Genomic DNA, 22,995 nt, shown 5'->3' with positions numbered 1-22,995 from the left:
GTGTGTGAATGGTCCTGTTCCACGTTGCGAAAACAGGCAACGAATGACCGACGCAGACAAAAGAGGATGGCACGGTATGGGAGCTGTGTGGAAGACGTTGATCTTGAGTGTGCTTGCGGTCCTTACGGTTGGCCGGCTTGGCGCACAACAGGCTGTCTGGGAGCCATCGTCTGGACACACGCAACTGCCGATATGGCCGAAGACCCCGCCTGACGGGCGACTGATGACGGGACCGGAGAAGATGGAGAGCGTTGGAGGAGAATCGCTGGTTGCGGGTAAGCCGTGGCTTGCGGTGGAGAGGGTTTCGCAACCCACGATGACCGTTTATTCGCCGACGGGAAAGAACACCGGCGCTGCTGTCATCGTGTTTCCTGGAGGGGGATATGAGATTCTCGCCATCGATCTTGAAGGGACAGAGGTTTGTGACTGGCTTGTCTCGAAGGGCATCACCTGCGTGCTGCTGAAGTATCGCGTTCCCGCGCCGAGATCGGCTCCAAGCTGGGGTGCTTACCCGCAGTCTTCGATGGCTCTGGAAGATGCCCAGAGGACGATTGGGCTGGTTCGTCTTCATGCCGCAGAGTGGCACATCGACGTGCATAAGGTGGGCGTGCTGGGGTTCTCTGCAGGTGGTCACCTTGTGGCGGCGACCAGTGTTCACTTTGACAGACGCCTCTATCCCGAAGTTGACGCTGCCGATAAACAGAGTTGTCGTCCGGACTTCGCGGTGGCTCTCTATCCCGGTCACCTTTCGGTGAAAAAGGGCTCGCTGGAGTTGAACCCGGATATCGCGGCCCACATCACCGCTCAAACGCCTCCTACGTTTCTGCTTCAAAATGAAAACGATAAGGTCGACAGCGTATGGGACTCCCTGACATATTACGTGGGACTCAAGAAGGCTGGTGTGCCGGTCGAGTTTCATTCGTATGCCGAAGGCGGCCATGCCTTCGGGCTGCGCAGAACGAAGTATCCTGCAACCGCATGGCCGCAACTTGTAGAGACGTGGCTGCGAACGATTGGAACAATTCCTGATTAGGACCGATCGCTCGGGTAGAGGTTAGGTGGTCAGGTCGTGGACTGGCGCTGCGGGGGCGTTAGTTTTGACCGACTCGATACCGGCTTCGCGCGCGGCGATGGAGGAGTAGGTTTCGCTGGTGCCGATGACCTGGTGGTTGGCGGCTTTGAGGTTGAACATAGGCTGGCCGTTCCTGGCGTCTTTGCGCTCGTAGTGATCGTCGATGGGGGCGTTCTTCTTGACCGACTCGATGCCGTTTTCGGCGGAGGACTTGCCGACGTACATCTCGCTGGAGAGGATGATCTGGCCGTTGGCGGCCTTGAGGTGGAAGTAGAACTCACCGTCTTTTGCCTTCCTGATCTCGAACGTGCCTGCCATGGATTCTCCTTGTGGGGGAAGGGGTTGGGGTGTTTTGCGAGGGGCCGGATTTTTGCTGATTCGGATTGTAGCTCGTGTTCGCGAGGCGGTTGAAAATTAATTGGAGAGGGCTGGCGGGTGAATGGGGGCGCTGATAGTCTTTCGTGCATGATGAATCAGCGAGTTGGAGTGACGGCGGTTTTTGGATTGGTTTTTGCAACCATGAGTGCGGCTTGGGCGCAGAGTTTGCTGCCTGCGGCTACGGCGACGGGGATCGATGCGGCTGCGGCTGAGGTGCTGAAGTCTACTGGGGTTCCGAGCGCTTCGGTGGCGGTGGTGCAGGGTGGGAAGATCGCCTACGTGAAGGCTTATGGGAAGGCGCGGTTGGAGCCGGTGATGCTGGCGGAGCCGGGGATGCAGTACTCGATCGGGTCGGTGAGCAAACAGTTTACGGCGGCGATTATTTTGCTGCTGGTGCAGGATGGCAAGGTGAAGCTGGACGATCCGGTGGGGAAATATCTGCCGGAGTTGACGCGGGCGAATGAAGTGACGGTGCGGCAGGTGTTGTCGATGACCTCGGGGTACCAGGACTTCTGGCCGGAGGACTATGTGATGACGTCGATGATGCAGCCGGCGACTCCACAACACATTCTGGATGTGTGGGCGAAGAAGCCGCTGGACTTCGAGCCAGGGACGAAGTGGCAGTACTCCAATACCAACTATGTGATTGCGGGGAGGATCGCAGAGGTGGTTGCTGGGAAGCCGTTGATCGATCAGTTGCAGGAGCGGATCTTTCGTCCGCTGAAGATGACTGGGGTCTTTAATTCTGATGCCAGCAGACTGCGCGCGAATGATCCGACTGGTTATTACCAACATGCGCTGGGGCCGCTGCGTCCAGCTCCGCAAGAGGGTGCGGGGTGGATGTTTGCGGCGGGAGAGTTGGCGATGCCGGCGAGCGATCTGGCGCTGTGGAATATCAGTTTGATGAATCGGACACTGCTGGCGCCGGCTTCTTATGACGAGATGTTTACGGAGGTGAAGCTGAAGGATGGCAGCGGCACGCACTATGGACTGGGCGTGCAGGTGGGTGAGCGCGATGGGCATCGGGTGATCTCGCATAGCGGCGAGGTGTCGGGGTTTGTGTCGCAGAACACGGTGTTTCCTGACGATAAGGTGGCGGTGACGGTGTTGACGAATGAAGATGCTTCGAGCGCTGCGGCTGCGTTGGCGCGGAAGATCGCTCCGCTGGTGCTGGGAGCGGCTCCTAAGACTGCGGATGGGGCTGCAACGGCTGAGAGACGTGCGCTTGATATCTTTACCGGGTTGCAGGAGGGGAAGCTGGATCGCTCGCAGCTGACGGCGTATTGCGATGCTTACTTTACCGAGGAGGCTGTGCAGGATTTTGCGAGTAGTCTGAAGCCGCTCGGCGCGCCGACCAGCTTCAAGCAGATGGACGAGGAGTTGCGCGGCGGGATGACGTTTCGGGTCTTTGATGTGAGCTTTCCGGATAGAAAGCTGCGGGTGACAGTCTATGAAGAGCCGGATGGGAAGCTGGAGCAGTACCTGGTGATTCCTTCGGGGAGCTAGAGTGTTTTGTGGCGGGAGGCTGCCCTCCAAAACGAAAGGCGGACCTCAGCGGCTAAAGCCGCAATACAATTAAAGCCTTTGCGGCACGGCTGAGACGTGCCCTTAGCAAAACGGACTTTTACAGTAGCCGCTGCATCGAGCGGTGGTGGCAGAACAGATGCTCGCCGCGTGAGAAGCAAAGGTTTGCTGCGTGACAAACAAAAAAGATGTGCCGTCGACGCCGATGGGCCGGTATCCGTTGAGTGACGCGGCGCAATAAAGGATAATGGTCTCTGGTGATGAGGCGTATGGTTGCACGCAGGGCTTTCGTCGTCCCTCTTTGTTCTATTTGCCCTTTGCGGCTTTCTCCCTTGAGTCAATATTCAGGACGGTGGATCAGACATGGAACTTTGGACAGAGTATGAAGGAAGAACGATCGATGGGGCGTTCCCTCTCACAAAACTGATACGGCCCGAAGGCAGAAGCGCCTTTTTTTCGACATCAAACGGCGTGGGTGGCCCGACGGTGATACGGCTGATCGAATCGCACTTTGATGATGAAGAGATTCTGGGGCGGTGGCGCGGGATTCAGGCGTTGAATCATCCCAATCTGGTAAAGCTGATTCAGTTTGGCAGGGTGACGCTGGATGAGACGTCGCTGGTTTATGCGGTGATGGAGCCGGTGGACGCGAACATGGGCGAGATTGTGTCAGAACGGCGCATGACGGTACAGGAGACGAAACAGGTTGCGACGAGTCTTGCTTCGGCGCTGGACGCGCTGCACACGAACGGGTTTGTGCATGAGCATATTGAGCCGGCGAATGTGCTGGCGGTAGGCGAGTCGATCAAGCTGCGGAGCGATTGCATCCGTGAAACTCCTGAAGGGCGGGAGGGCAGCGAGCTGAAGCGCAAGGACGCGCACGATTTCGCGGTGGTGCTGCTGCAGGCGTTGACGCAGAAGAAGACGCTGGAAGAGGCGAAGCGGGAGCTGCCGCCAGATCCTCCGCTGGATCCGATTATTCGTAAGGGGATCAGCGGGGAGTGGGGGATTCCGGAGATGGTTGCGGCGTTGCGGCCGGACACGGAGATTCGGGTGGAGGCTCGTCCTGTTGCGGTGAGCCAGCCTCGAGCGGAGAAGGTAGTCGAGACGCCGCCAGTGGAGCTGCCGACTTATCCGACAAATCGCGTGCGGGTTGCGGAGGAGAAGACGGGCGGGATTGAAGGCCGGCGGCTGCTGATTGGCGGGGGAGCGATGGTGCTGTTGCTGCTGATCGCGTTGTTCCTGCATGGGCGGTGGTCGAAGTCCGCTGGAGCGGTGCAGGCGAATGCGGTGGTGCCTGCAGTGGGGACCGAGGCGAACGATGCGGCTCCTGTGCCGGCCTTGGAGGCTCCTGCTGCTGTTTCTGCTCCTGCTCCTGCCGCTGCTGCGCCGGAGGCTTCGGTGCCTGCGCCGGCTGCTGGTGGTACGGGTCAGTGGCGGGTGGTGGCGTTTACGTATAACCGCGAGGCTCAGGCTCAACAGAAGGTGGAGAGTCTTAGGGTGGTGCATCCAGATCTGCGGCCAGAGGTGTTTACGCCGAGCGGGCGGGCACCGTACCTTGTGGTGGTTGGTGGGACGATGAGCAAGGATGAGGCGTTTGCGTTCGTCAGGAAGGGACGCGCAGAGGGGCTGCCTCACGACAGCTACGCTCAGAACTATCGCCGGTAGCGGCGCCTTGTCCTGCCGGACGGGCCCACTACGCGTGGGGCGGTCACTTCGTGACTTGTATACCTTGTTTTGGCAGATCGGTGGAGTTGGTCCTCCCGCTGGTCGGAAGGGGCATTCCCCCAGCGCTAAAGCCGCGTTGCTGTGGTTAAACTTGCGGCGGGACTAAAGTCCCGCCCTTTCAAGATAGGATTTGATCAGGGTTCCCTAGTGTTTTTCTATTTGGGCGAGGAAGTCGATGAGGTATTGCTTCCAGACGGCGGCTTGTGTGTGGGTGCCGTGGCCACGAGTGGCATCGGAGATGGGGATGAGTATGAACTTTGCATTGGGCATCTTCTTGACCATCTCTTGGGCGATGCCTAGCTCGGGTGGGTTGATGAAGTCGTCGGCGGAGTTGATCCAGAGGACGGGCGCGGTGATGGCGGAGAGCTTCGGCTCGGGGTTGTAGTTGCGTGAGGCGTTGACGTAGTAGAGGAAGTTGTTGGCGTCGGTGCGGGCGATGCTGGCGGTAAGGACGCGGTCGATGTAGGCTTCGGCCTGCTGGCGGGTGGGGTAGTTTTTCTGCATCTGGAGCGGGGCGCTGCCGGCGATGAGGATGAGGTCGTTGGCTCCGCGAAGGCCTTCGACGGGCTCGGTGGTGTACTCACCATTGTTCCAGGCGGGGTCGTGCTTGATGGACTCCATGGCCATGTAGCGCCACATGCGATTGCGGCCGGCGAGTTCGGCGGGCAGGCAGGCGAAGGGGGCGAGGGCGTCAGCGAAGTTGGGGAAGGTCTCGCCCCAGACGAAGGACTGCATGCAGCCCATGGAGGTGCCGAGGATGAGGCGGAGATGGTCGACGTGGAGGCCTTCGAGGAGCATGGTGTGCTGGGAGGCGACCATGTCGTCATAGTCGTACTGGGGGAAGTGCATGTGGAGGCCGTCGGAGGGCTTGGAGGATTCGCCGTGGCCGATGTCGTCGGGGAGGATGAGGAAGTATTTTGTGATGTCGAAGGGCTGGCCGGGGCCGAAGAGAACATCGGAGAAGGCGGGGTTGAGGAGAGAGTGGGCGTCGCCGCCGGTGCCGTGGAGCAGGAGGATGGCGTTGTCGGTGTGGCCGTCGGCGCCACGGTGGGGCTCGCCGAGGGTGAGGTAGTGGAGCTTGAGTTCGAGGAGAGTTTCGTTGGTGCCGAAGCGGAAGTCTTTGATGGTGTAGGTGCCGTCCTGGGTGGGCCACTTGGTGGGGATAGTCTGGGCGGAGGCTACGACGGAGAAGAGCGCGAAGAAGGTGAGGCTGGGAACGCGGGTGAGGAACCTGATCATCGGGAGCTCCGGCGGCGATGGTTTGTGTGCTGGATTCAAGATATATCGGATATCACGATTGAGTGCTTCTAGTTGTTCATGTTCTGCTTGGCGCGCTGGAAGGCGAAGTTGCTGACGTGAACCCAGCCGCGGAAGGGTAGGTTGACGTCGGCGATGGCGAGCAGGACGAGGGTGATGAGGAGAGTGAAGCAGAAGACCTGGAGCGCGTGAAGGGCTCGATTGGCTGAGCCGAAGAGGGAGGCCGAGAGAATGGTGACGAGTCCACCGGCGAGGAGAACTCCCCAGAAGATGGTGGGAAGGCGATAGGCGCTTTGGATGAGGCGTGTGCGGCGGTGTTCGGTGAGGGCGCTTAGTTCGCTGAGGGCGTGATCCTCGGCGAGGAGTTCGGAGGGGGAGGCGGCTTTGACGGACATGAGGGTCTTCCACATATCGCGATTGATGAGGTTGCTCTCTTCGGGGAGGCGGCTGTTATGCATCTCGGGCCAGTCCTCGTTGATGACCGCGTCGACGTAGGCGCGGGCCTGTTGTTCGAGGAGTATGCGCTGCGGCGTCGGAAGACCTTCTGCGAGTTGATAGATGTTGCGCACGGCGTTGGCTTCGAGGTCGGTGTTGATATTTGCTTCGCCGAAGTTGGTCCAGACGGTGTAAAGCATGAAGCCAAGAATGACCGCGTAGGTGGTGCCGAGGATGCCGAGCTGCCAGCCGATGAGGTCGTTGTGTACCGTGCGGCGTTCGCGTGGCCAGACGCGGTTGAGAAGCGCCAGGAAGAGCATGGAACAGGTCATGGTGACGATGAGGATGACGATGTTTTGGGTGAGGGTCAGCATGAAGGGCAAGCATCTCCGCGTGATGGATTCCAAGCTTATCCCAGCCTGCTTGCTGGCTACAGCAAAAAAGCGCCGCTCTTGATGAAGGGCGGCGCTTTGAGTTGTTTCGTCTTGTGGGGATTATTCGGTGGAGTCTTTTTCTTTCTTTTCGGCTGGGATGGGTTCTGATTTGGCGAGTGGTTTGGTGATGTCGTCGAGGTAGGCGGGGGTGCCTTCGGCGCGAACTAGACGAGGGTAGCGCTCGCCGTCGTGGTAGTCGATGTCGGCGGTGGTGACGAAGGTGTCGCTTTGGAGGATGAAGTGGAGGGGCTCGGAGGTTCCCTTAGACTGCTTGATTGCGGTCTTGAGGGCATCGGAGGAGAAGACGTTGCCGTTGACGGCGATGATCTTTTGTCCGGGGAAGAGCTTTGCCTTGTCGGCGGGGCCGTTCCAGCGGACGTCGGAGATGAGACCTTCTTTATTGAGGCGGAGGCCGAGGGAGTACCAGGCGTTGGTGCCAATGCCGTAGCGAGCGTAGGTCTCGGCGACTGTGCGTTCTGATTTGGAGGGCTCGTCGGTGTAGACGAGCTTGTAGCCGCCGCGTTCGATGCCGGCGAGGTCGGCGCGGGGGTTGAGGTTGTCGATCCGCTCGTGGAGGAAGGTGGCCCAGTCGTACTTGTAGACCTGGTTGAGGTCGGCGATGAGCTCGTCGCGGTTGTAGGTGACGATGAGGGGGCCGGTGTTGCCGCCTTTGCCGAGGAAGATGTGGAGGAAGTCGGTGAGGGACTTTTTGTTATCGGTCTTCTGGCGGATGAGGGTGTCGGCGTCGAGCCAGAAGAGCTCTCCCTCCTGGTAGTAGTCCTGGCCGCGCTTCCAGTTGGACCAGGCGGGGTTGCCGCCGCGGAGGATGCTGGCGGCGATGGCGGTGTCTTCGGTAGAGCGCCACTCGCGGCCAGGCTTGTAGTCGAGGTCGGCTGCGGAGAGGGCGAGCAGGTCGCGGTACTGCTCCTGTGACTTGAGGCCGGAGCGGGCGGCGAGGACGTTGCCGAGATAGTGGGTCATGCCTTCGTAGACCCAGAGGAGCGAACCCTGCTGCATCTTTTCGAAGTCGTCCTGATAGAGGTTGAAGGGGCGACGGTACTTACCGTTCCAGGAGTGGGTGAACTCGTGGGAGAGGAGGTCGGATTCGGCGAGTTGGTGCGATGGGTCGGAGAAGCCTTTTTCGCCTACGCCATTGTCGGAGGATTGACCGTGCTCGAGACCTTCGCCGCCGGCTACGTCAGAGAGGGTGAGGAGGAAGTGGTAGACGTTGTAGTGGCGGGAGTCGTAGGCGGCGCCGGTCTCGCGGACGAGGTTGTTGAGTTCGGCGAGGAGCGCGGGGCGGAGCTTGGAGTCTTCGGGTGAATCGGAGACTACGTCGATGTAGTGCTTCGGCGTGACCTCGGGGGCGAGCGCGAACTCGTGGAAGTACTGGCCGGTGATAACGGGGGAGTCTTCGAGTTGCTCGACGGTGGTGGGGGCGTAGTGGGTGAGGCCGCCTTTAGGGTTTTGTGGATCATAACCGTCGGTGGGTGTGAGGGCGGTGCCGATGCCCCAGCCTGCCGGGACTTTGACGGAGGGCTGAATGGCGATCTCTTTTACGGGAGTCTTCGCGGGGTAGAGCAGGAGCTTCTCCCATTCAAGGACGGCCAGCTTGTCGCTGACGCGGGCGGTGACGATGCAGTCGAGGTGAGCGTGCAGGGTGGTGACCCCAGCGGGAACGGTGACGTGGAACTCGTAGAGGTCTTCGTCGTCGCGGCGCCAAGGGAGGACCTTGCCGTTGGCGGTGAAGACGACTCCGGTGATTTGATCGACTGGGCCGGTGGGGCGATGGTTGCCGGGGATCCACTTGGGAGTGGTGAGAGAGACGGGGCCGGGCTGGACGGGGATGTCGACTTCGGCGTGGTAGATCTTGCGGGGAGCTTCGGAGAGGTCGGCGGTGATCTGGATGGGCTGCTGGGCTTGCAGGAGGCCAGGGGTTGCGAGGGTGAGCAGAGCTAGAGGCAGGAGGGTGTGGCGGATGATCATGAGCGGGAAGTTCCTCTCGAAGTGAGGCGAAGATTTTAGATATTAGAAGAATAGACGATGTAGAGGTTGGAGAAGACGCTAAAAGCGGTGGGCTGCGGTTGGTATGTCTCTAATGCGGTCGCGGAGGCTGCGAGGTGGAGTTGGAGCTGGTGGCGGAGAGAAGATTGGAGGAGAGCGGTCGGGCTAGCGCCCGATGCCCACACATCAAGGTCGATGTGTGGGGCACCCGCGGGCTGTTTATTGGCCCTCAGAGACGCTTCTAATAAATTAGCGCCCGAAGGCTGTGGATTGGCGAAAGATAGAAGCAAAGAGCGAAATGCGGGGGTTTCTCCACTCCGCCGCGCGATGAGACTGCGCGGCTCCGGTCGAAATGACAATTTGGAGAGGAGTTTTGAGACATTCTCTCAGAGTGCTCTCCGGCTTAAGGTTTGTGGTTCGATGTTCAGGAGTTGAGTGCGGATTCGATGGCGGCGACAATGGCCGGATCGTCGGGCAGGACTTCGGGAGAGAAGCGGGCGGCGACGTTGCCGTTGCGGTCGACGAGGAACTTTTCGAAGTTCCAGAGGATGCCGGGTTCGGGGTTGGTGGTGGTTTTGTGCTGTTGGAGAAAGCCGTTCAGGTTTTCGCGGAAGGCTTTGCGGCCGGGGCTGGTGGCCTTTGGCTGGGCGGCGATGAGGGATTGGTACAGAGGGTGAGTGTCAGGGCCAGTGACGGTGATCTTGGAGAACATGGGGAAGTCGACACCGAAGGTGGAACGGCAGAAGGTCTGGATGTCCTCGTTGGAACCTGGCTCCTGAGCACCGAAGTCGTTGGCGGGGAAGCCGCAGACGACGAGGCCGGAGTCTTTGAAGCGGGCGTAGATCTTTTCGAGGGCGTCGTACTGGGGGGTGAGACCGCACTTGGAGGCGACGTTGACGATGAGGAGGACTTTGCCGCGGTAGTCGGCGAGGGAGGTGCTTTCGCCGGTGATTTTGTGAACGGGGATGTCGTAGAGAGCAGCGGGGGACATGGATTCTCCTGAGAGCTTTAGTGAGTTGATTATAGGTGCGCTGTGTCCTACCGGACGGGCCCACTGCGCGTGGCGCGGTCACTTCGTGACTTGTATACCTTGTTTTGGCGGGATCAACTGCGCGTGGCCTTCCGCTGGTCGGCACGGACTTTGGCTGTGGGAGGCGGAATAGAAAGCGCGGTCTTTATGCGATCTTTACGACTTTTTCGAGGGAGTGAAGGTTAAATAAAGAGATTGAGTGAGTTGAGTTGACAGAGGCGGTACGATCTAAATCGTATGTCACTTACAGATTCGATTATTGGACGACCGCTTGCTACGAGTGAGGAGCGGGCAGAGCACATTGGTGTTGCTGCCGGAATTCCTATCTTTGGCCTGGATGGGCTGACGAGCGCGGCGTACGGGCCTGAGGCGGCGATGACGCTGCTGATTCCGCTGGGGATCGGCGGCGTGGAGTATGGCTGGCGGATTATCGGGGCGATCCTGATCCTGCTGGCGATTGTGTACTTCAGCTATCGGCAGACGATTGCGGCGTATCCGGGTGGCGGTGGGAGCTATACGGTGGCGTCGGAGAACCTGGGGGAGAAGCCCGGGCTGCTGGCAGCGGCGGCGCTGATGATCGACTACATTTTGACGGCGGCGGTGGGAATCTCGGCGGGTGTGACGGCGCTGACGTCGTCGGTGCAGGGTACGCGATTCGCCGGGCTGCAAAGCCACACGCTGCTGATCTGCCTGATAATCCTTGTGATTCTCGCGCTGGTGAACATGCGTGGCGTGAAGGATACGGGAACGGCATTTATGCTGCCTACGTTCCTTTTTGTCAGTACGCTGCTGGCACTGATTGTGGTCGGAATGTGGAAGACGATTCACGCGGGAGGGCATCCGATGCCGATGGCTCCGATTCCTGCTGCGCTGCCGGCCAGCGTTGGGACGCTGGGAATGTGGATGCTGTTGAAGTCGTTTGCAAGCGGATGCGCGGCGATGACCGGGGTAGAGGCGGTGTCGAACGGCGTGATGGCGTTTGGCGAGCCGAGAGTGCAGCGGGCGCAGCGGACGCTAACGGTGATCATTGGGATATTGATGGTTCTGTTGTTCGGGATTGCTTACCTGGCGAAGACGTATCGGGTGATGCCGATGGACCCGGATGCGGCGCATTTTCAAAGTTTGCTGAGCTTGCTGGTTACTGCGGTGTTTGGGCGGGGATGGTTTTATTTTCTGACGATGGGCAGCGTGTTGGTGGCTCTGGCGTTGAGTGCTAATACGGCGTTCGCGGATTTTCCGCGGCTGACCAGGGCGATTGCGATGCATGATTATCTGCCGCATGTGTTTATTCTGCGCGGGCGGCGACTGCTGTATTCGCATGGGATCTATGCGCTGACCGGGTTCACGGCGGTGATCCTGATTCTGTTTGGCGGTGTGACGGACCGGCTGATTCCGCTGTATGCGATTGGAGCGTTTCTTGCGTTCACGCTGTCGCAGGCGGGAATGGTGGTGCATTGGAAGAAGGGCGAGGCGCATCCGGGACGCGTTTGGCACATGTTTGTGAATGGCATTGGCGCGGTGGCGACGGGGATTACAACAGTCGTCGTGCTGGTGGCGAAGTTTCGGGCGGGCGCATGGGTGACGGCGCTGCTGGTGCCGGTGTTGATCGGGATCATGTGGGTGGTGAAGCGGCACTACTCGCGGGTGCGGCGAGAGATGTCGGATATGGCTCCGTTGAACCTGGTGAATCTGCAGGAGCCGATTGTGGTGATACCGATGGCGCGCTGGGACCGGATTACGGAGAAGGCGATGCGGTTCGGGCTGTTGCTGTCGAAGGAGATCAAGGTGGTGCATGTTCACTCGGACGACGAGGAGGGCAGCCTGGATGAGATATGGGATGAGCATGTGATGGCGCCGATCAAGCGGGAGGGGCTGCAGGAGCCGGAGCTGGTGACGATTCCTTCGAACTACCGGTTCGTTATTACTCCGCTGATGGATTACATTCTGAAGCTCGAGGAGGAGAATCCCGGGCGGAAGGTGGCGGTGCTGCTGCCGGAGCTGGTGGTGCGGCACTGGTGGGAGAATGCGCTGCATAATCAGCGGGTTCAGCTGCTGAAGCTGCTACTGCTGGTGAAGGGGAATCAGCGGATTGTGGTGGTTAATATTCCGTGGTACCTGTAAGGGCGTATTACTGGGGTTTTTGGGAAAAATGGTGTTCTGGACGTGGTGTTTTGATGGTGTAGTTGTGGTGAGATGCGTGGTGGAACGTGGTGTTTCGCCGCGTGTTTTTCCGTGATGGAAGATACGCCAGCTTTTGGGGATTTATTTTGTATGAAGGCCGCCCCTTGCGAGGCGGCTTTTGTTTTCCGGGTTATGCGGGGATCAGGGCGGTGGGGGACTTGCGCCAGGTGGGGCTGAGGTCGCGGAGGCGGGCTACGGCGGCGGGGATCAGTGTAAGGGCCAGGTCGATCTCTTCGGCGGTGGTGAGGCGGGAGAGGGAGAAGCGGATGCTGGCCCGGGCGCGGGCGGGGGAGAGGCCCATGGCGGTTAGGACGTGAGAGGGTTCGGTGGCGCCGGACTGGCAGGCGGAACCTCCACTGACGGAGAGGCCCTTGAGGTCGAGGGCGATGACGAGGGCTTCGGCTTCGATGTGGTCGAAGTAGAGGCTGGTGGTGTTGGAGACGCGGGGTGCTCCGGCTCCGTTGACGCCGCACTCTTCTACCTGGGAAAGGATGCCGCGCTCGAGGCGGTCGCGGAGGGCTGTGAGGTGGGTGGGGCTGTCGGCTCGGTCGAGGAGAGCGGTCGGGCTTGCGCCCGGTGCCCACACATCAGAGTCGATGTATGGGGCACCCGGTTCTGGGGCGGGAGCGGAACCTGTGGAAGGCGGTAACCCACCCTTCGCAAAGGGCGCGAAGGATGGGGCACCCGGTTCTGTCGTGGGACCGGAACTTTGGGCAGGGACACCCGGATTTGTGGTGATACTAGGATGCTGGTTGGTGCTTGGATTTTTGATGGTGCTCGGATTTTCGGCCGGATTGGTGGCGGGGGTTTCTGCGAGCCATTGCTGGGCTAGTTCGGCGGCTTTGCCGAGGGCGACGATGCCGGCTACGTTTTCGGTTCCGGCGCGGCGCTGGCGCTCGTGGCTGCCGCCGTGGAACATGGGGGCGAGGCGGACGCTGCGTCGCACAAAGAGCGCGCCTATTCCCTTCGGGGCGTAGATCTTGTGGCCGGACAGGGTGAGGAGGTCGACGTCCTTGAGCGGGCCTTTAGGGTTGAGGTCGAGGGGGAGACGGCCGACGACCTGGACGGCGTCGGTGTGGAAGAGTGCGCCTGCGGCGTGGGCGATGGCGGCCAGCGTGGCGATGGGCTGGATGACGCCGGTCTCGTTGTTGGCGAACATGACGCTGACGAGCTTTGTGTTGGGGCGGATGGCGGCCAGGAGTGCAGCGGGTTCGATGATGCCCTGCGGGGTGCTGGGTAGAAAGGTGACTTCTACATTCTTCGCGGTGAAGGATTGGGCCGCGCGGAGGATGGCATCGTGCTCGATGCTGGTGGTGATGAGGTGGGCGGGTTCGCCGGTGAGCTTGGGGCTTCCGAGGGTACCGAAGAGAGCGAGGTTGTCGCTCTCGGTGCCGCCAGAGGTGAAGACGATCTCGGAGGTGCGGCAGCGGAGGAGGCGGGCGATGCTGTCGCGGGCGTGGTCAACGGCGGCGCGGGCGAACTGGCCCTGCTGGTGGATAGAGCTGGCGTTACCGTAGTGCTCGAGGAAGAAGGGGCGCATGGCTTCGAAGACCTCGGGGAGCAGAGGCGTGGTGGCGTTGGCGTCCAGGTAGATTCGGCGCATGGGTTTATTTTACTGTGCGGGGTGCGAGCGTGTTTTGCAGCCAAGGGTATGAAGGTTTTTAAACCTGGTTGTGGCGGTTCTTTTTTGTCGTTGGCTTTTTTCGCTAATTGTTTTGTGCGGGGAACGAGCGCAGGAGCACGGGCGAGAAGGTGACGAAGAAAGCAACGGCAAGCACGACGGCCAGAGTGGCTGGGGTGTACGAGATCGTGAATATCGACCAGGAGACAAGGATCCAGAAGGCCATGTTGGCGGAGGCGGCGAGGTAGACCCAGTCGGAGAAGCGATGTTGGTCCTGGAAGAAGCTCATGTTTCGCAGAGGTGGAGTGGGGCTTTTGTTGAAGGAGACGGCGCGGAGAAGGACGACTGGTGACAGGTTTACGAGAAGGACGATTGCTGTCCATGCGACGGGAGCATAGGTCTGTGGATAGTGCGGGACCAGACGCCAGGTGATGAGAAGAGTGACGAGGATGTTTGCGGTGGCGCCGGCGTTGACCAGAGCGGGAAAGTGCGCCATGTCGGCGAGGCGATCCATCCGGTCGATTGGTTTGTCGGTACTTTTGATGATGTGCACAGAACCTCCATCGCACGGGTGCATGGCACAAAGCTTCGACTGGCCGCGCGTGGATGCAGTTTACAGTTGAAGTTGAGAACGAGCGATGGACAGAAGAGAGATTGCAGAGGGAGGTGCGGAGGCCGAGGTGACTCGGAAGGAGTCGGTCTGGGACTATCCGCGACCGCCTCGGCTGGAAGCGACCGCGCGTCATCTGCGGGTGGTGCATGCGGGAGTTGTGGTGGCGGAGACGAGGCGCGGGATGCGGATTCTTGAGACGAGCCATCCGCCGGTGTACTACTTTCCGCCGGAAGACGTGGCGATGCAACTGCTGCGGGCGAGTGGGCGGCGGGGGAGTTTTTGCGAGTTCAAGGGCGTGGCTGGTTATTGGGATCTCGTGGTGAAGGAGGGGGCATCGCTCTTTGTCGGGGTGGCGTGGAGCTATGCGAATCCGTCAAAGAGCTACTCGGGGTTGAAGGACTATCTGGCGTTCTATGCGAACAGGGTGGACGAGTGCTGGGTGGATGAAGAGCGAGTGGTGGCGCAGCCTGGCGACTTCTATGGCGGGTGGATCAGTTCGCATGTGACGGGGCCGTTCAAGGGTGCGCCGGGAACCTTGGGTTGGTAGGTGCCGGGCGAGTTCGTTGATGACTTGTCTTCGTTGATGACTCGTTACTGACAGATCTTGAACTCGTCACTTCGTTTGCTGAGAGATTTTGACGGCTGTGCGGGTTGCTTTCTGGGGATGTTTGATTGGATAGTAATGAGCTATGGAAGAGCGCGAACGGCGAGTTGTTTTGGAGCAGTTGAGTTCGAGTGAAGTGAGGCTGTTGAAGTTGGTGAGTGGACTGACGGAGGCGCAGTGGAGCTTCAGGGAGTCGCCTGAGCGGTGGTCGATTGCGGATAATATCGAGCACCTGATTGTGTTTGAGGGATTTATACGGTCGGCGATTGCGAAGACTCTGGAAGCGGTGGCAGAGCCTGAGAAGAAGGCCGAGGTGGGGGCGAAACAGCCGCTGGTTCTTGGATTGGCGAATGACCGGAAGAACAAACTGATTGCTCGAGAGGTGGTGCGTCCGGTGGGAAGGTGGGCGGACCGGGACGAGTTAGTTTCTGAGTTTCGAAAGACTCGGGCGGTGTCAGTTGCATTTGCTGTAGAGACGGAGGCGAATCTGCGCGATCATTTCTTTCCGCATATTTCGTTTGGGGATCTGGATTGCTATCAGTGGCTGGTGGTGTTGAGCCAGCATAGCCTGCGGCATGCGTTTCAGATTGAGGAGATCAAGGCTGATGCGGCGTTTCCTGCTTCGGCGGATTGAGCGATTGCGGTGAGCTTCGTTGTGTTTGTTTGTTGGGGTGAGGGAGAGGAGAACAAATGCGGGGGTCTCTCCACTGCGGCGGCAAAAGCGCCGCCTCCGGTCGAGATGACAATTCATAGGTCCTAATAGGGTGTTATAGGAGCTTAGTAGGTGGGGCGCTTGAAGCTTTGCAGGTGGGCGATGGCTTCTTGTGCGCGGGTGCGGAGTTGGACTAGTTCTGCAGGGGATTTTTTGCGGAGGGTGGTGTAGGGCATCTGCAGGCGAAAGTTTTTGGAGAGGGTGGACTGGTTGCGCTCGAGGAAGGTCCAGTAGAGAGAAGTGAAGGGGCATGAGCCTTCGCCGGTGGATTTCTTTGGGTCGTATTGGCAGTGGCCGCAGAAGTTGGACATGCGGTTGATGTAGGCAGCGCCGGAGACGTAGGGTTTGGTGGCGGTGAGGCCGCCGTCGGCGTAGGTGGCCATGCCAAGGACGTTGGGTTCGACGACCCAGTCGTAGGCGTCGATGTAGGCGAACCAGAACCAGTCGGTGAGTTCGCGGGGGGAGAAGCCGCAGAGGGTGGCGAGGTTGGAGAGGACCATGAGGCGGGTGATGTGGTGGGACCAGCCTTCGGAGATGACCTGCGCGACTACGGTGTCCATGCAGTGGAGGCCGGATTTGACGCCCCAGTAGACGGCGGGAAGAGGGAGCGAGGCGTGGAGGGCGGAGGGTGTGGCTCCGGCGTAGGGGTCGGTTGACGGCTCGGTGGGTTGGTAGGCTTTGGCCGCGGTGGGGGTCTGGTTGGGCGAGGGCTCTTGTGGGCGGGGGCGTGACTCTTGCGGGACGTGATCAGCTATGAGGCGGTAGCCGTCGGTCTGTTCGTGGAGGTGGCGCATGAACTCTCGCCAGCCGAGGAGTTGGCGGATGAAGCCTTCGGCGGAGGCGAGGGGGACGGCTTCGGTGGCGGCACGGTCGGCTACGTCGCGGATGAGATCGAGGGCGAGGAGGCGGCCGAGGTTGAGCAGGACGGAGGTTTTGGAGTGGAAGAGCTGGAGGTGGTCGTCGCGCATGGCGTCTTCGAAGCGGCCGAAGTTTGGGAGGAGATGGTCGAGGAAGAAGCGCCAGAAGAGGTCGCAGTCGGATTGGGTGCAGGGGAGGTCGAAGTTTTCGGTGGTGCCGAAGTGATGGCTGTAGGTGGACTCGATGAGGGCGATGACCTCTCGGGTGATGGCGTCGGGTGGGAAGGCGGGAGGGGTTGGGATGGGGACTTCATTTTTGTAGGGGCTGCGGTTGGCGGCGTCGTACGAGAATTGGCCGCCGACGGGCTTGGCGTTTTGCATGAGGATGCCGGTTTGCTCGCGCATGCGGCGGTAGAAGCGGTCCATTACATAGGATTTGCCGTGCTGGTAAGGGCCGTAGGTGTTGAGGAAGTCCTGGGTGGTGGAGGCCCAGGTGGTGTCTTCGACGAGTTGGAGTTGCAGGCCTTGTTGGCTGGCTGTGGCCAGGTCGAGGCGTAGTTCTCGTTCGGCAGGTGTCATGCAGGTGAGGGTGGGGAGATGGCGTTTGCGCTGGAGTTCGAGGAGGGCCTGGCCGTGGCTGTGGGGCGAGAGGTGGTAGAGGACGGAGACGCCTTTGGCGCGCTGCTCGAGCGCGAAGTGGCGCATGTTGGAGATGAGGACGGCGAGTTTTTTCTTGTGGTAGGGGCGGCGGAGGGCCTTGGCCGTGGATTCGACGATGACGATGCCGGTATCGGCAGGGGGCTGGGCTGTGAGGGGGCCGGTGCGGTCGGTGTAGCGGTCGTAGGGGATGTAGATCCAGCGGCGATTTTTGATGTCGGCGGGGGTGGGCTGCGTAGAGTCGATCTGCTGCTGGAAGGCGGGCATGACCTCTAGGGTAGTTTGCGGAGGCGGGTCAGGCGCTGGAGTTGTTTTTGGATTTTGATGGGCTGGAAGTTCGGCGGCTGTGGTTCTGCGTGGTGGAGCGGCGGGCGAGGGAGCGCGGGATGACCAACGGGCTGACAAACGATCGTTGAAATCTGGTAGGCTTAGCGCGGTTCTGCGACTTTCGGTCGCGGCATAACGAAAGAGACTGGAGAAGGATGATGATGAAGCGGATGGTTGTGGTGTTGGCGCTGGCTGGTTGTTGTGTGACGGGATTGCAGGCGCAGATGGATGCGAAGGGGCCGAAGATTGCGGCGGGAACGATGGTTGAACCGGCGAAGAGCTTCGATGGGATGCTGAGTGATTTTGAGAAGGAGTTTGTGCCGTTGGCCGAGGCGATGCCGGCGGAGAAGTACGACTTTGCTCCGAGTGCTGCGATCTTTGTGGCGGGGCAGGGCAGCGAGTATGCGACGGTGAGCACGTTTCGGCAGATGGTGCTGCATGTGGCGTCGGCGAACTACTACTACGGCAGCATGGTGGGCGGGATGAAGGCGGATGTGGATGTGAAGGCGCTGGCCGATATCAAGAACAAGGATGCGGCGGTGACGGCGTTGAAGGCTTCGTTCGTGTTTGCGCATAAGGCGTTTGCGACGTTGACGGCGCAGAACGCGTTTGAGAGCGTGAAGGGGACCAATACGCGGGCGAGCCTGGCGGGGGGATTGGTGGCGCATGCGTCGGACCACTATGGGCAACTGGTGGAGTATCTGCGGATGAATGGGATTGTGCCGCCGGCCAGCAGGAAGTAGGGCCAACGCCACCGACGATGCGGTGGGATGTTGCGGAGTATTGAACAGGGCAGCCTTCGCGGGCTGCTCTTGTTTTTTTGCGCGGGGGCTGGGATTGGGGATGTCGTGGGTGATATCAAATTGCTGTAAAACGGGGCTTTTGCGGAGAAACTAAAGAAAAGCTGCATCTGAGCCGATGTTTTCTTCGTTAGCTCAAGTACAACCTTCCGGATTGTTAGGGGGAGAAGACCCCAAACATGACCCGTCCGCCAGGTGGAAGCATTGGAAATATTTGTATCTCCCAAACTGCTTATGGTGTGCAAAGTAAGGGGGACCGGCAATGCTTTTTTTGACGCAGAGTGGTTACGGATCGAAGCATCGGGGGCGAAGAACGTTTCCTGAGTTTCAGATTGTCTTACAGCCGATTGTGGACCTGGAGACCGAGACAGTCTATGCGTATGAGGCTCTCTGCCGCGGTTTGCATGGAGAGAATTATGCAGCGCTAATCAAAGATTTTGAACCCTCTCGGATTTCTGCGTTCGACAAGCTGGCTATGGCGAAGTCGATGCGTCTGGCTGCAGCGATGCGATTGGAGCAGAGCGGCACCAAGCTTGCCATCAATCTGGGGCCTTTGATGGAGCTGCGGGGTAAGGACGCTTACTATGTGATTCGGCTGGCGAAGCACTATGGACTGCGAACGGAGTCTCTGGTGCTGGAGTTGTCGGAGGGCGTGCGGCTGGATGGCAACGAACTGGCACGGATCGTCGATCTGCATCGCAAGGCTGGGGTGGTGATTGCGATCGACGACTTTGGGGCAGGATATGCGGGGTTGAGTGTTTTGGCGCGATGCGCTCCGGATGTGGTGAAGATCGACCGAGAGCTGATTAAGGGGATTGCGACGAATCGCGCGAAGAAGACGATTGTTGAGGCGTTCAGCAAGGTGTGCCGCAAGCTGGGGGTGAAGCTGATCGTAGAGGGCGTAGAAACGGTAGAGGAGTATCTGACGCTGCGAGGGTTTGGGATTCGCTACATGCAGGGATTTTTGTTTGCGCGTCCGGTAGGGTGCGAGATTCCGCAGGTGCGGTATCCGCGGAGTGAGCCAAGACTCTTTTCGCGGATTACACGGGATGAGGTGGAGTGGCTACGCAATGCGATTCGGCAGTGACTTGATTCGGAGAAAATAAGCAACTGCAGAAAGCGAAATGCGGGGGTCCTTCGACTGCGTGACTCACAAAGTGCCGTGAGTCACTTCGCTCAGGATGACGATCTATAAATTTTCTGTACAGATACTTGAAGATTATTCGCCTAGCATGATGCGCTGGATGTGATGGGCGCGGCCGGTGGCTCCGTCGCAGTTGATGAGGGCGGCACACATCTTTGGGTTGCCCTTGGCGGGTTCGAACTTGCCGGGCATGCCGGTGAGGAAGCGGGCGAGGACGAGTTCTTTTTCTACGCCGATGACGGAGTCGTAGGGGCCGGACATGCCTACGTCGGTCTGGTAGGCGGTGCCGTTGGGTAGCACGCGCTCGTCAGCGGTGGGGATGTGGGTGTGGGTGCCGAGGAGGGCGGTGATGCGGCCGTCGAGATACCAGCCGAGGGCGACTTTTTCGCTGGTGGCTTCGCCGTGGAGATCGAGGAGGATGACTTTGGCGGTGATCTTGCTGAGGAGCTCGTCGGCTTTTCGGAAGGGGTCGTCGCAGGAGGACATGAAGACGCGGCACTGGAGGTTCATGACGGCGTAGGGCTGGCCGGTGGGGAGCTCGCCCTGGTAGACGCCGAAGCCTGGGGTGCCGACGGCGTAGTTGGCGGGGCGGAGGACGCGGCGGCCACGGGCGTGGGAGTCGGCGGGGACGGTCATGTACTCGAAGATCTCGCGCTTGTCCCAGATGTGGTTACCGGTAGTGATGACGTGGGCGCCGAGGTCGAAGAGCTCTTCTGCGATGGAGGGGGTGATGCCGAAGCCGCCGGCGGCGTTCTCTCCATTGATGACGAGGAGGTCGACGGCGTTGGTTTCGAGGACGTGGGGGAGGTGTTCGCGGACGATGTGGCGGCCGGCGGAGCCGAAGACGTCGCCGACAAAAAGGATGTTCACTGAAGAAGTTTACATGGTGGTGGGTGGAGAATCTTTCGCGGATGGGGGATGAGTCGGCGAATCCTCGGCTGGGTGTGGTAGCTTTTTTGAATGGCACAGAGCGGGCGGTTTCAGTTGAGCGTGCGAATTTTGGCGGTGCTGGCGAGCGAGCCGGGAGCAATGCATACCTCGTCGGCGATTGCAGAGGAGCTGAAAGAGAGCGCCGTGATGGTGCGGAGATCTTTTCTGCTGCTGCATAAGGCGGGATTGATTGAACAGAAGAAGGGTCCGCATGGGGGTGCGAAGCTGAAGCTTCCGGCGAAGCAGATCGGGCTTGGGGACGTGTTTGAGGCGTCGGCGGGGGATTGGCTAAGCATCGAGGATAAGGCCGTGAGCGCGTGGATCAAGAAGGTGCGCGGGGATGCGGTGACGGCGATGAATGAACACTCGCTTGCTGGAGTGGTGAAGAGGATGAAGAAGAAGTAATTGGACGAATTGGTTTTTGTGGTTTGGCCTCGGTGAACAACCGGGGCTTTGCTGCGTTTGGGTGTTGCTTAGGTGCATTGGCGGGTTGGCGGGGTCAGTATTTTGGCGGGAGGCCGGTTCCTCTGATGATGGCGCGATAGCGTTCGTCGGAGTGGAGGAAGTCGTAGGCGGGGTCTTGCTGGATTGAGAGCAGAAGCGGAGAATGTTCGCGATAGCCTGCTTCGAGCAGCGAGAGAGCTTTTTCTTTTTGCCGGAGTTGCGCGTATTGCAGCGCCAGATCGACAGGCGACACGTATTGCTTCGTGGCTTTCTGTTTGAGGTCGTTGAGCCGCCAGAGGAGTAGGGCAGGGTATCCGCCCTGCTGGAATGTCCGGTGGATGATCGCGGCAGTATCCTTGTCGCCTGAGAGGAGCGTGGCCTTCTCCCATTCCTGTGCGGCTTGCTTCAGATCGCCTTTGCGGCGATAGATCTCACACAGCATCCAATGTAGACCATTGTCCCCGGGCTGGGACTCGAGGCGTTGAAGAACATCGTTGATCGCGGCGTCGTACAGTCGTGCCTCGCTGTAGGTGTACGCCAAGCCATAGGGGCGTTCAAACGGATCTAGTTCCATTGCCTTTTTCTCCAACTGAATCGCTTCTTCGTTGCGATTGAGAGTGACGTACATCTTGGAGCGGAAGTGGTAGGCCTCGGCGTAGCGGGGATTGAGATCAGCCGCGCGGACGAGCTCCGGATCGGCCTGCACCCAATCCCAAGGACTGATAAAGAGCATGGCTCCAAGTACGAGGTGGGCCTCGGGAAGTGAGTCGTCGAGAGCCACCGCTTTGCGTGCGGCTTCCAGCCCTGCAACTGTTTCTCTGGGATCGATCTCGCCGGCCAGGGTGCCTTGGCCGTAGTACATCGCAAGACCAGCCCAGCCGAGGGCGTAGTCGGGCTGGATCCCGGTGGCTTTCCTGAAGTATGGACCTGCCTGCTCGTTCATGCCCTTGAACCAGAGATATCGTCCGCGCAGGAACGCGTCATGGGCCTCGGGGCTGATGTAGCGTTGCGGCGATGGTTGAGGGACGGCACTATTGAGCTTCTTCGCGATGGTCTGTGCCGCTTCATTGGGGAGCGCGACGATGTCGTTTACGTTGCGGTCGTAGCTTTCGGCCCAGAGATGTGTGTCGCTGGGGGCCTGGATCAGCTGGATAGTCATGTGCACTTTGTCGCCGGTGCGGGCGATGGAGCCTTCAAGGATGCCGTCTACCCCGAGTTCGCGGGCAATCTCGGGGAGGGGGCGGTGGGCGCCTTTGTATTGCATGGCAGAGGTTCGGGAGACGACGCGGAGGGTTGAGTTCTTGGCGAGCATGGTGGTGATCTCGTCGGTCATGCCGTCGGCGAAGTAGTTCTGGGTGGGGTCGCCGGAGAGGTTGTCGAGCGGGAGGACGGCGAGGGAGGTGATTTTGGATGCGGCGTTCGTGAGGGGGCGGCTTCGCAGAGTGCGTGCGCCGAGAACGATTGCGAGGATGAGAAGAGCGAGGGCTGATGCGAAGAGCCAGAGGCGACGATGAGAGCTGCGGGGTGGGTAGGCTTCGGGCTGGTCTGGAGGTTCCGGGTTGCCGCGGTGTGGTTGTGCGAGGTGGGGTGGGGGATCCTGCAGGGCGACTGCGTTGGGCGCCGCAGGAGGCGGATTGGTGTCGCCAACTCTCCGGTTTCTATTTGCGAGAGATTGTTGGCTCTGATCCCCGGTTGAAGGCGGAGGAGGTTCTGCGGGCAGCACGGGGATCGGTCCGATGAAGCGATAGCCCTGTTTGGGCAGGGTATCGACGAACTTGGGATTCGAGGCAGAGTCGTTTAAGACCGAGCGAATCTGACGGATGCAGAAGTTGAGGCTCTGGTCGAGATCGACGTAGACGTCGTCTCCCCAGACGTAGTCGCTGAGCTCTTCGCGGGTGACGATGTTGGGAGCGCGCGCGATTAGGAGTTCGAAGACGCGGAAGGGTTGAGGCTGAAGTTTGAGCGGTACTCCGTTTTGCGACAGCACGCCGCGTTTAGGGTCGAGTTCATAGTCCCCAAAGCGGATCGCGGAGTTGAGCTTTCGCGGCAAAGCCTCAGACATTGGAAGACGATTATAGTTTGCTGCCTGAATGCTGCTGGTGAATGAGGTGCTCCTGCGATGCGGGGATGTTGCAACCTGCTGGATGCAGATGGTTTGCGCTTCCTCATTGGGGATGAGGAAGTCCTCAGAACAACTCATGATCGATTTGTCGCGGCAGGTGCTAGGTTCTGTGCGTCGGCAA

19 protein-coding genes are annotated in these 22,995 nt (G+C 59.9%); 9 read left to right on the top strand and 10 right to left on the bottom strand.

The window, feature by feature from the left end:
* The first annotated feature begins 76 nt into the window (after positions 1-76).
* The gene (locus HDF08_RS12795) at positions 77-1,033 is read left to right on the top strand and encodes an alpha/beta hydrolase (RefSeq protein WP_179639076.1); all 957 of its coding nucleotides are present in this window, start codon (positions 77-79) and stop codon (positions 1,031-1,033) included.
* Between the two features lie 21 nt (positions 1,034-1,054).
* Here HDF08_RS12795 and HDF08_RS12790 read toward each other — a convergent pair whose 3' ends face one another.
* Entirely contained in the window at positions 1,055-1,390 is a 336-nt protein-coding gene (locus tag HDF08_RS12790) for a YegP family protein (RefSeq protein WP_179639075.1), read from the bottom strand.
* A gap of 201 nt (positions 1,391-1,591) precedes the next feature.
* Between HDF08_RS12790 and HDF08_RS12785 the strand changes: the two genes are divergently transcribed.
* Entirely contained in the window at positions 1,592-2,956 is a 1,365-nt protein-coding gene (locus HDF08_RS12785; RefSeq protein ID WP_218884692.1) for a serine hydrolase domain-containing protein, read from the top strand.
* Between the two features lie 381 nt (positions 2,957-3,337).
* Entirely contained in the window at positions 3,338-4,642 is a 1,305-nt protein-coding gene (locus HDF08_RS12780; protein WP_179639073.1) for a protein kinase domain-containing protein, read from the top strand.
* A 204-nt stretch (positions 4,643-4,846) separates the two neighbouring features.
* Here HDF08_RS12780 and HDF08_RS12775 read toward each other — a convergent pair whose 3' ends face one another.
* The 4 genes from HDF08_RS12775 to HDF08_RS12760 all read right to left on the bottom strand — a co-directional run bounded on the left by HDF08_RS12775 (position 4,847) and on the right by HDF08_RS12760 (position 9,823).
* The gene (locus HDF08_RS12775) at positions 4,847-5,941 is read right to left on the bottom strand and encodes an alpha/beta fold hydrolase (protein WP_179639072.1); all 1,095 of its coding nucleotides are present in this window, start codon (positions 5,939-5,941) and stop codon (positions 4,847-4,849) included.
* 68 nt (positions 5,942-6,009) lie between these two features.
* Entirely contained in the window at positions 6,010-6,768 is a 759-nt protein-coding gene (locus HDF08_RS12770) for a bestrophin-like domain (protein WP_179639071.1), read from the bottom strand.
* A gap of 120 nt (positions 6,769-6,888) precedes the next feature.
* Positions 6,889-8,814, bottom strand: coding sequence for a M61 family metallopeptidase (locus HDF08_RS12765; protein ID WP_179639070.1), 1,926 nt, complete (start codon positions 8,812-8,814; stop codon positions 6,889-6,891).
* A 442-nt stretch (positions 8,815-9,256) separates the two neighbouring features.
* Positions 9,257-9,823 (bottom strand): glutathione peroxidase, encoded by a 567-nt coding sequence (locus tag HDF08_RS12760; protein WP_179639069.1) that lies wholly within the window; start codon positions 9,821-9,823, stop codon positions 9,257-9,259.
* Positions 9,824-10,099: 276 nt separating this feature from the next.
* Between HDF08_RS12760 and HDF08_RS12755 the strand changes: the two genes are divergently transcribed.
* Positions 10,100-11,983: an APC family permease gene (locus HDF08_RS12755; RefSeq protein ID WP_179639068.1), complete on the top strand. Its 1,884-nt coding sequence runs from the start codon at positions 10,100-10,102 to the stop codon at positions 11,981-11,983.
* Between the two features lie 190 nt (positions 11,984-12,173).
* Here the strand turns inward: HDF08_RS12755 and HDF08_RS21715 are convergent, their stop codons facing one another.
* Both HDF08_RS21715 and HDF08_RS12740 read right to left on the bottom strand, forming a co-directional pair.
* Positions 12,174-13,646, bottom strand: coding sequence for a cysteine desulfurase family protein (locus tag HDF08_RS21715; RefSeq protein WP_257031112.1), 1,473 nt, complete (start codon positions 13,644-13,646; stop codon positions 12,174-12,176).
* 103 nt (positions 13,647-13,749) lie between these two features.
* Complete coding sequence (locus HDF08_RS12740) at positions 13,750-14,217, bottom strand: hypothetical protein (RefSeq protein WP_373563183.1); 468 nt, start codon at positions 14,215-14,217, stop codon at positions 13,750-13,752.
* Between the two features lie 85 nt (positions 14,218-14,302).
* Here HDF08_RS12740 and HDF08_RS12735 point away from each other — a divergent pair, with 85 nt between their 5' ends.
* Entirely contained in the window at positions 14,303-14,824 is a 522-nt protein-coding gene (locus tag HDF08_RS12735) for a DUF427 domain-containing protein (protein ID WP_179639067.1), read from the top strand.
* Between the two features lie 142 nt (positions 14,825-14,966).
* Complete coding sequence (locus tag HDF08_RS12730; protein ID WP_179639066.1) at positions 14,967-15,515, top strand: DinB family protein; 549 nt, start codon at positions 14,967-14,969, stop codon at positions 15,513-15,515.
* Between the two features lie 143 nt (positions 15,516-15,658).
* On the opposite strand, the gene HDF08_RS12725 is transcribed toward HDF08_RS12730, so the two are convergent.
* Entirely contained in the window at positions 15,659-17,374 is a 1,716-nt protein-coding gene (locus HDF08_RS12725; protein WP_179639065.1) for a cryptochrome/photolyase family protein, read from the bottom strand.
* A gap of 215 nt (positions 17,375-17,589) precedes the next feature.
* Here HDF08_RS12725 and HDF08_RS12720 point away from each other — a divergent pair, with 215 nt between their 5' ends.
* Both HDF08_RS12720 and HDF08_RS12715 read left to right on the top strand, forming a co-directional pair.
* Entirely contained in the window at positions 17,590-18,177 is a 588-nt protein-coding gene (locus HDF08_RS12720; protein WP_257031111.1) for a DinB family protein, read from the top strand.
* A gap of 319 nt (positions 18,178-18,496) precedes the next feature.
* A complete protein-coding gene (locus HDF08_RS12715) occupies positions 18,497-19,321 on the top strand; it encodes an EAL domain-containing protein (protein WP_179639064.1) in 825 nt (274 codons plus the stop codon).
* A gap of 132 nt (positions 19,322-19,453) precedes the next feature.
* Here HDF08_RS12715 and HDF08_RS12710 read toward each other — a convergent pair whose 3' ends face one another.
* On the bottom strand, positions 19,454-20,248 hold the full coding sequence (locus HDF08_RS12710) for a TIGR00282 family metallophosphoesterase (RefSeq protein WP_179639063.1): 795 nt from the start codon (positions 20,246-20,248) through the stop codon (positions 19,454-19,456).
* 90 nt (positions 20,249-20,338) lie between these two features.
* Here HDF08_RS12710 and HDF08_RS12705 point away from each other — a divergent pair, with 90 nt between their 5' ends.
* Positions 20,339-20,713 (top strand): RrF2 family transcriptional regulator, encoded by a 375-nt coding sequence (locus HDF08_RS12705; protein ID WP_179639062.1) that lies wholly within the window; start codon positions 20,339-20,341, stop codon positions 20,711-20,713.
* 94 nt (positions 20,714-20,807) lie between these two features.
* Here HDF08_RS12705 and HDF08_RS12700 read toward each other — a convergent pair whose 3' ends face one another.
* Complete coding sequence (locus tag HDF08_RS12700; protein ID WP_179639061.1) at positions 20,808-22,952, bottom strand: winged helix-turn-helix domain-containing tetratricopeptide repeat protein; 2,145 nt, start codon at positions 22,950-22,952, stop codon at positions 20,808-20,810.
* Positions 22,953-22,995 lie beyond the last annotated feature (43 nt).

It is taken from the genome of Tunturiibacter empetritectus (assembly GCF_013410875.1).
Classification (GTDB): domain Bacteria; phylum Acidobacteriota; class Terriglobia; order Terriglobales; family Acidobacteriaceae; genus Edaphobacter; species Edaphobacter empetritectus.
Note: the sequence above shows the minus strand (reverse complement) of the source record. Positions and strands in the feature narration are given on the sequence as shown.

Excerpts from the sequence above, each read along its gene's own strand:
- HDF08_RS12715 (WP_179639064.1), top strand. The coding sequence starts at position 18,497 with ATGCTTTTTTTGACGCAGAGTGGTTACGGATCGAAGCATCGGGGGCGA.
- HDF08_RS12760 (WP_179639069.1), bottom strand. The coding sequence starts at position 9,823 with ATGTCCCCCGCTGCTCTCTACGACATCCCCGTTCACAAAATCACCGGC.
- HDF08_RS12725 (WP_179639065.1), bottom strand. The coding sequence starts at position 17,374 with ATGCCCGCCTTCCAGCAGCAGATCGACTCTACGCAGCCCACCCCCGCC.
- HDF08_RS12770 (WP_179639071.1), bottom strand. The coding sequence starts at position 6,768 with ATGCTGACCCTCACCCAAAACATCGTCATCCTCATCGTCACCATGACC.
- HDF08_RS12790 (WP_179639075.1), bottom strand. The coding sequence starts at position 1,390 with ATGGCAGGCACGTTCGAGATCAGGAAGGCAAAAGACGGTGAGTTCTAC.
- HDF08_RS12780 (WP_179639073.1), top strand. The coding sequence starts at position 3,338 with ATGGAACTTTGGACAGAGTATGAAGGAAGAACGATCGATGGGGCGTTC.
- HDF08_RS12775 (WP_179639072.1), bottom strand. The coding sequence starts at position 5,941 with ATGATCAGGTTCCTCACCCGCGTTCCCAGCCTCACCTTCTTCGCGCTC.
- HDF08_RS12705 (WP_179639062.1), top strand. The coding sequence starts at position 20,339 with ATGGCACAGAGCGGGCGGTTTCAGTTGAGCGTGCGAATTTTGGCGGTG.
- HDF08_RS12735 (WP_179639067.1), top strand. The coding sequence starts at position 14,303 with ATGGACAGAAGAGAGATTGCAGAGGGAGGTGCGGAGGCCGAGGTGACT.
- HDF08_RS12720 (WP_257031111.1), top strand. The coding sequence starts at position 17,590 with ATGATGATGAAGCGGATGGTTGTGGTGTTGGCGCTGGCTGGTTGTTGT.
- HDF08_RS12795 (WP_179639076.1), top strand. The coding sequence starts at position 77 with ATGGGAGCTGTGTGGAAGACGTTGATCTTGAGTGTGCTTGCGGTCCTT.
- HDF08_RS12785 (WP_218884692.1), top strand. The coding sequence starts at position 1,592 with ATGAGTGCGGCTTGGGCGCAGAGTTTGCTGCCTGCGGCTACGGCGACG.
- HDF08_RS12765 (WP_179639070.1), bottom strand. The coding sequence starts at position 8,814 with ATGATCATCCGCCACACCCTCCTGCCTCTAGCTCTGCTCACCCTCGCA.
- HDF08_RS21715 (WP_257031112.1), bottom strand. The coding sequence starts at position 13,646 with ATGCGCCGAATCTACCTGGACGCCAACGCCACCACGCCTCTGCTCCCC.
- HDF08_RS12700 (WP_179639061.1), bottom strand. The coding sequence starts at position 22,952 with ATGAGTTGTTCTGAGGACTTCCTCATCCCCAATGAGGAAGCGCAAACC.
- HDF08_RS12730 (WP_179639066.1), top strand. The coding sequence starts at position 14,967 with ATGGAAGAGCGCGAACGGCGAGTTGTTTTGGAGCAGTTGAGTTCGAGT.
- HDF08_RS12755 (WP_179639068.1), top strand. The coding sequence starts at position 10,100 with ATGTCACTTACAGATTCGATTATTGGACGACCGCTTGCTACGAGTGAG.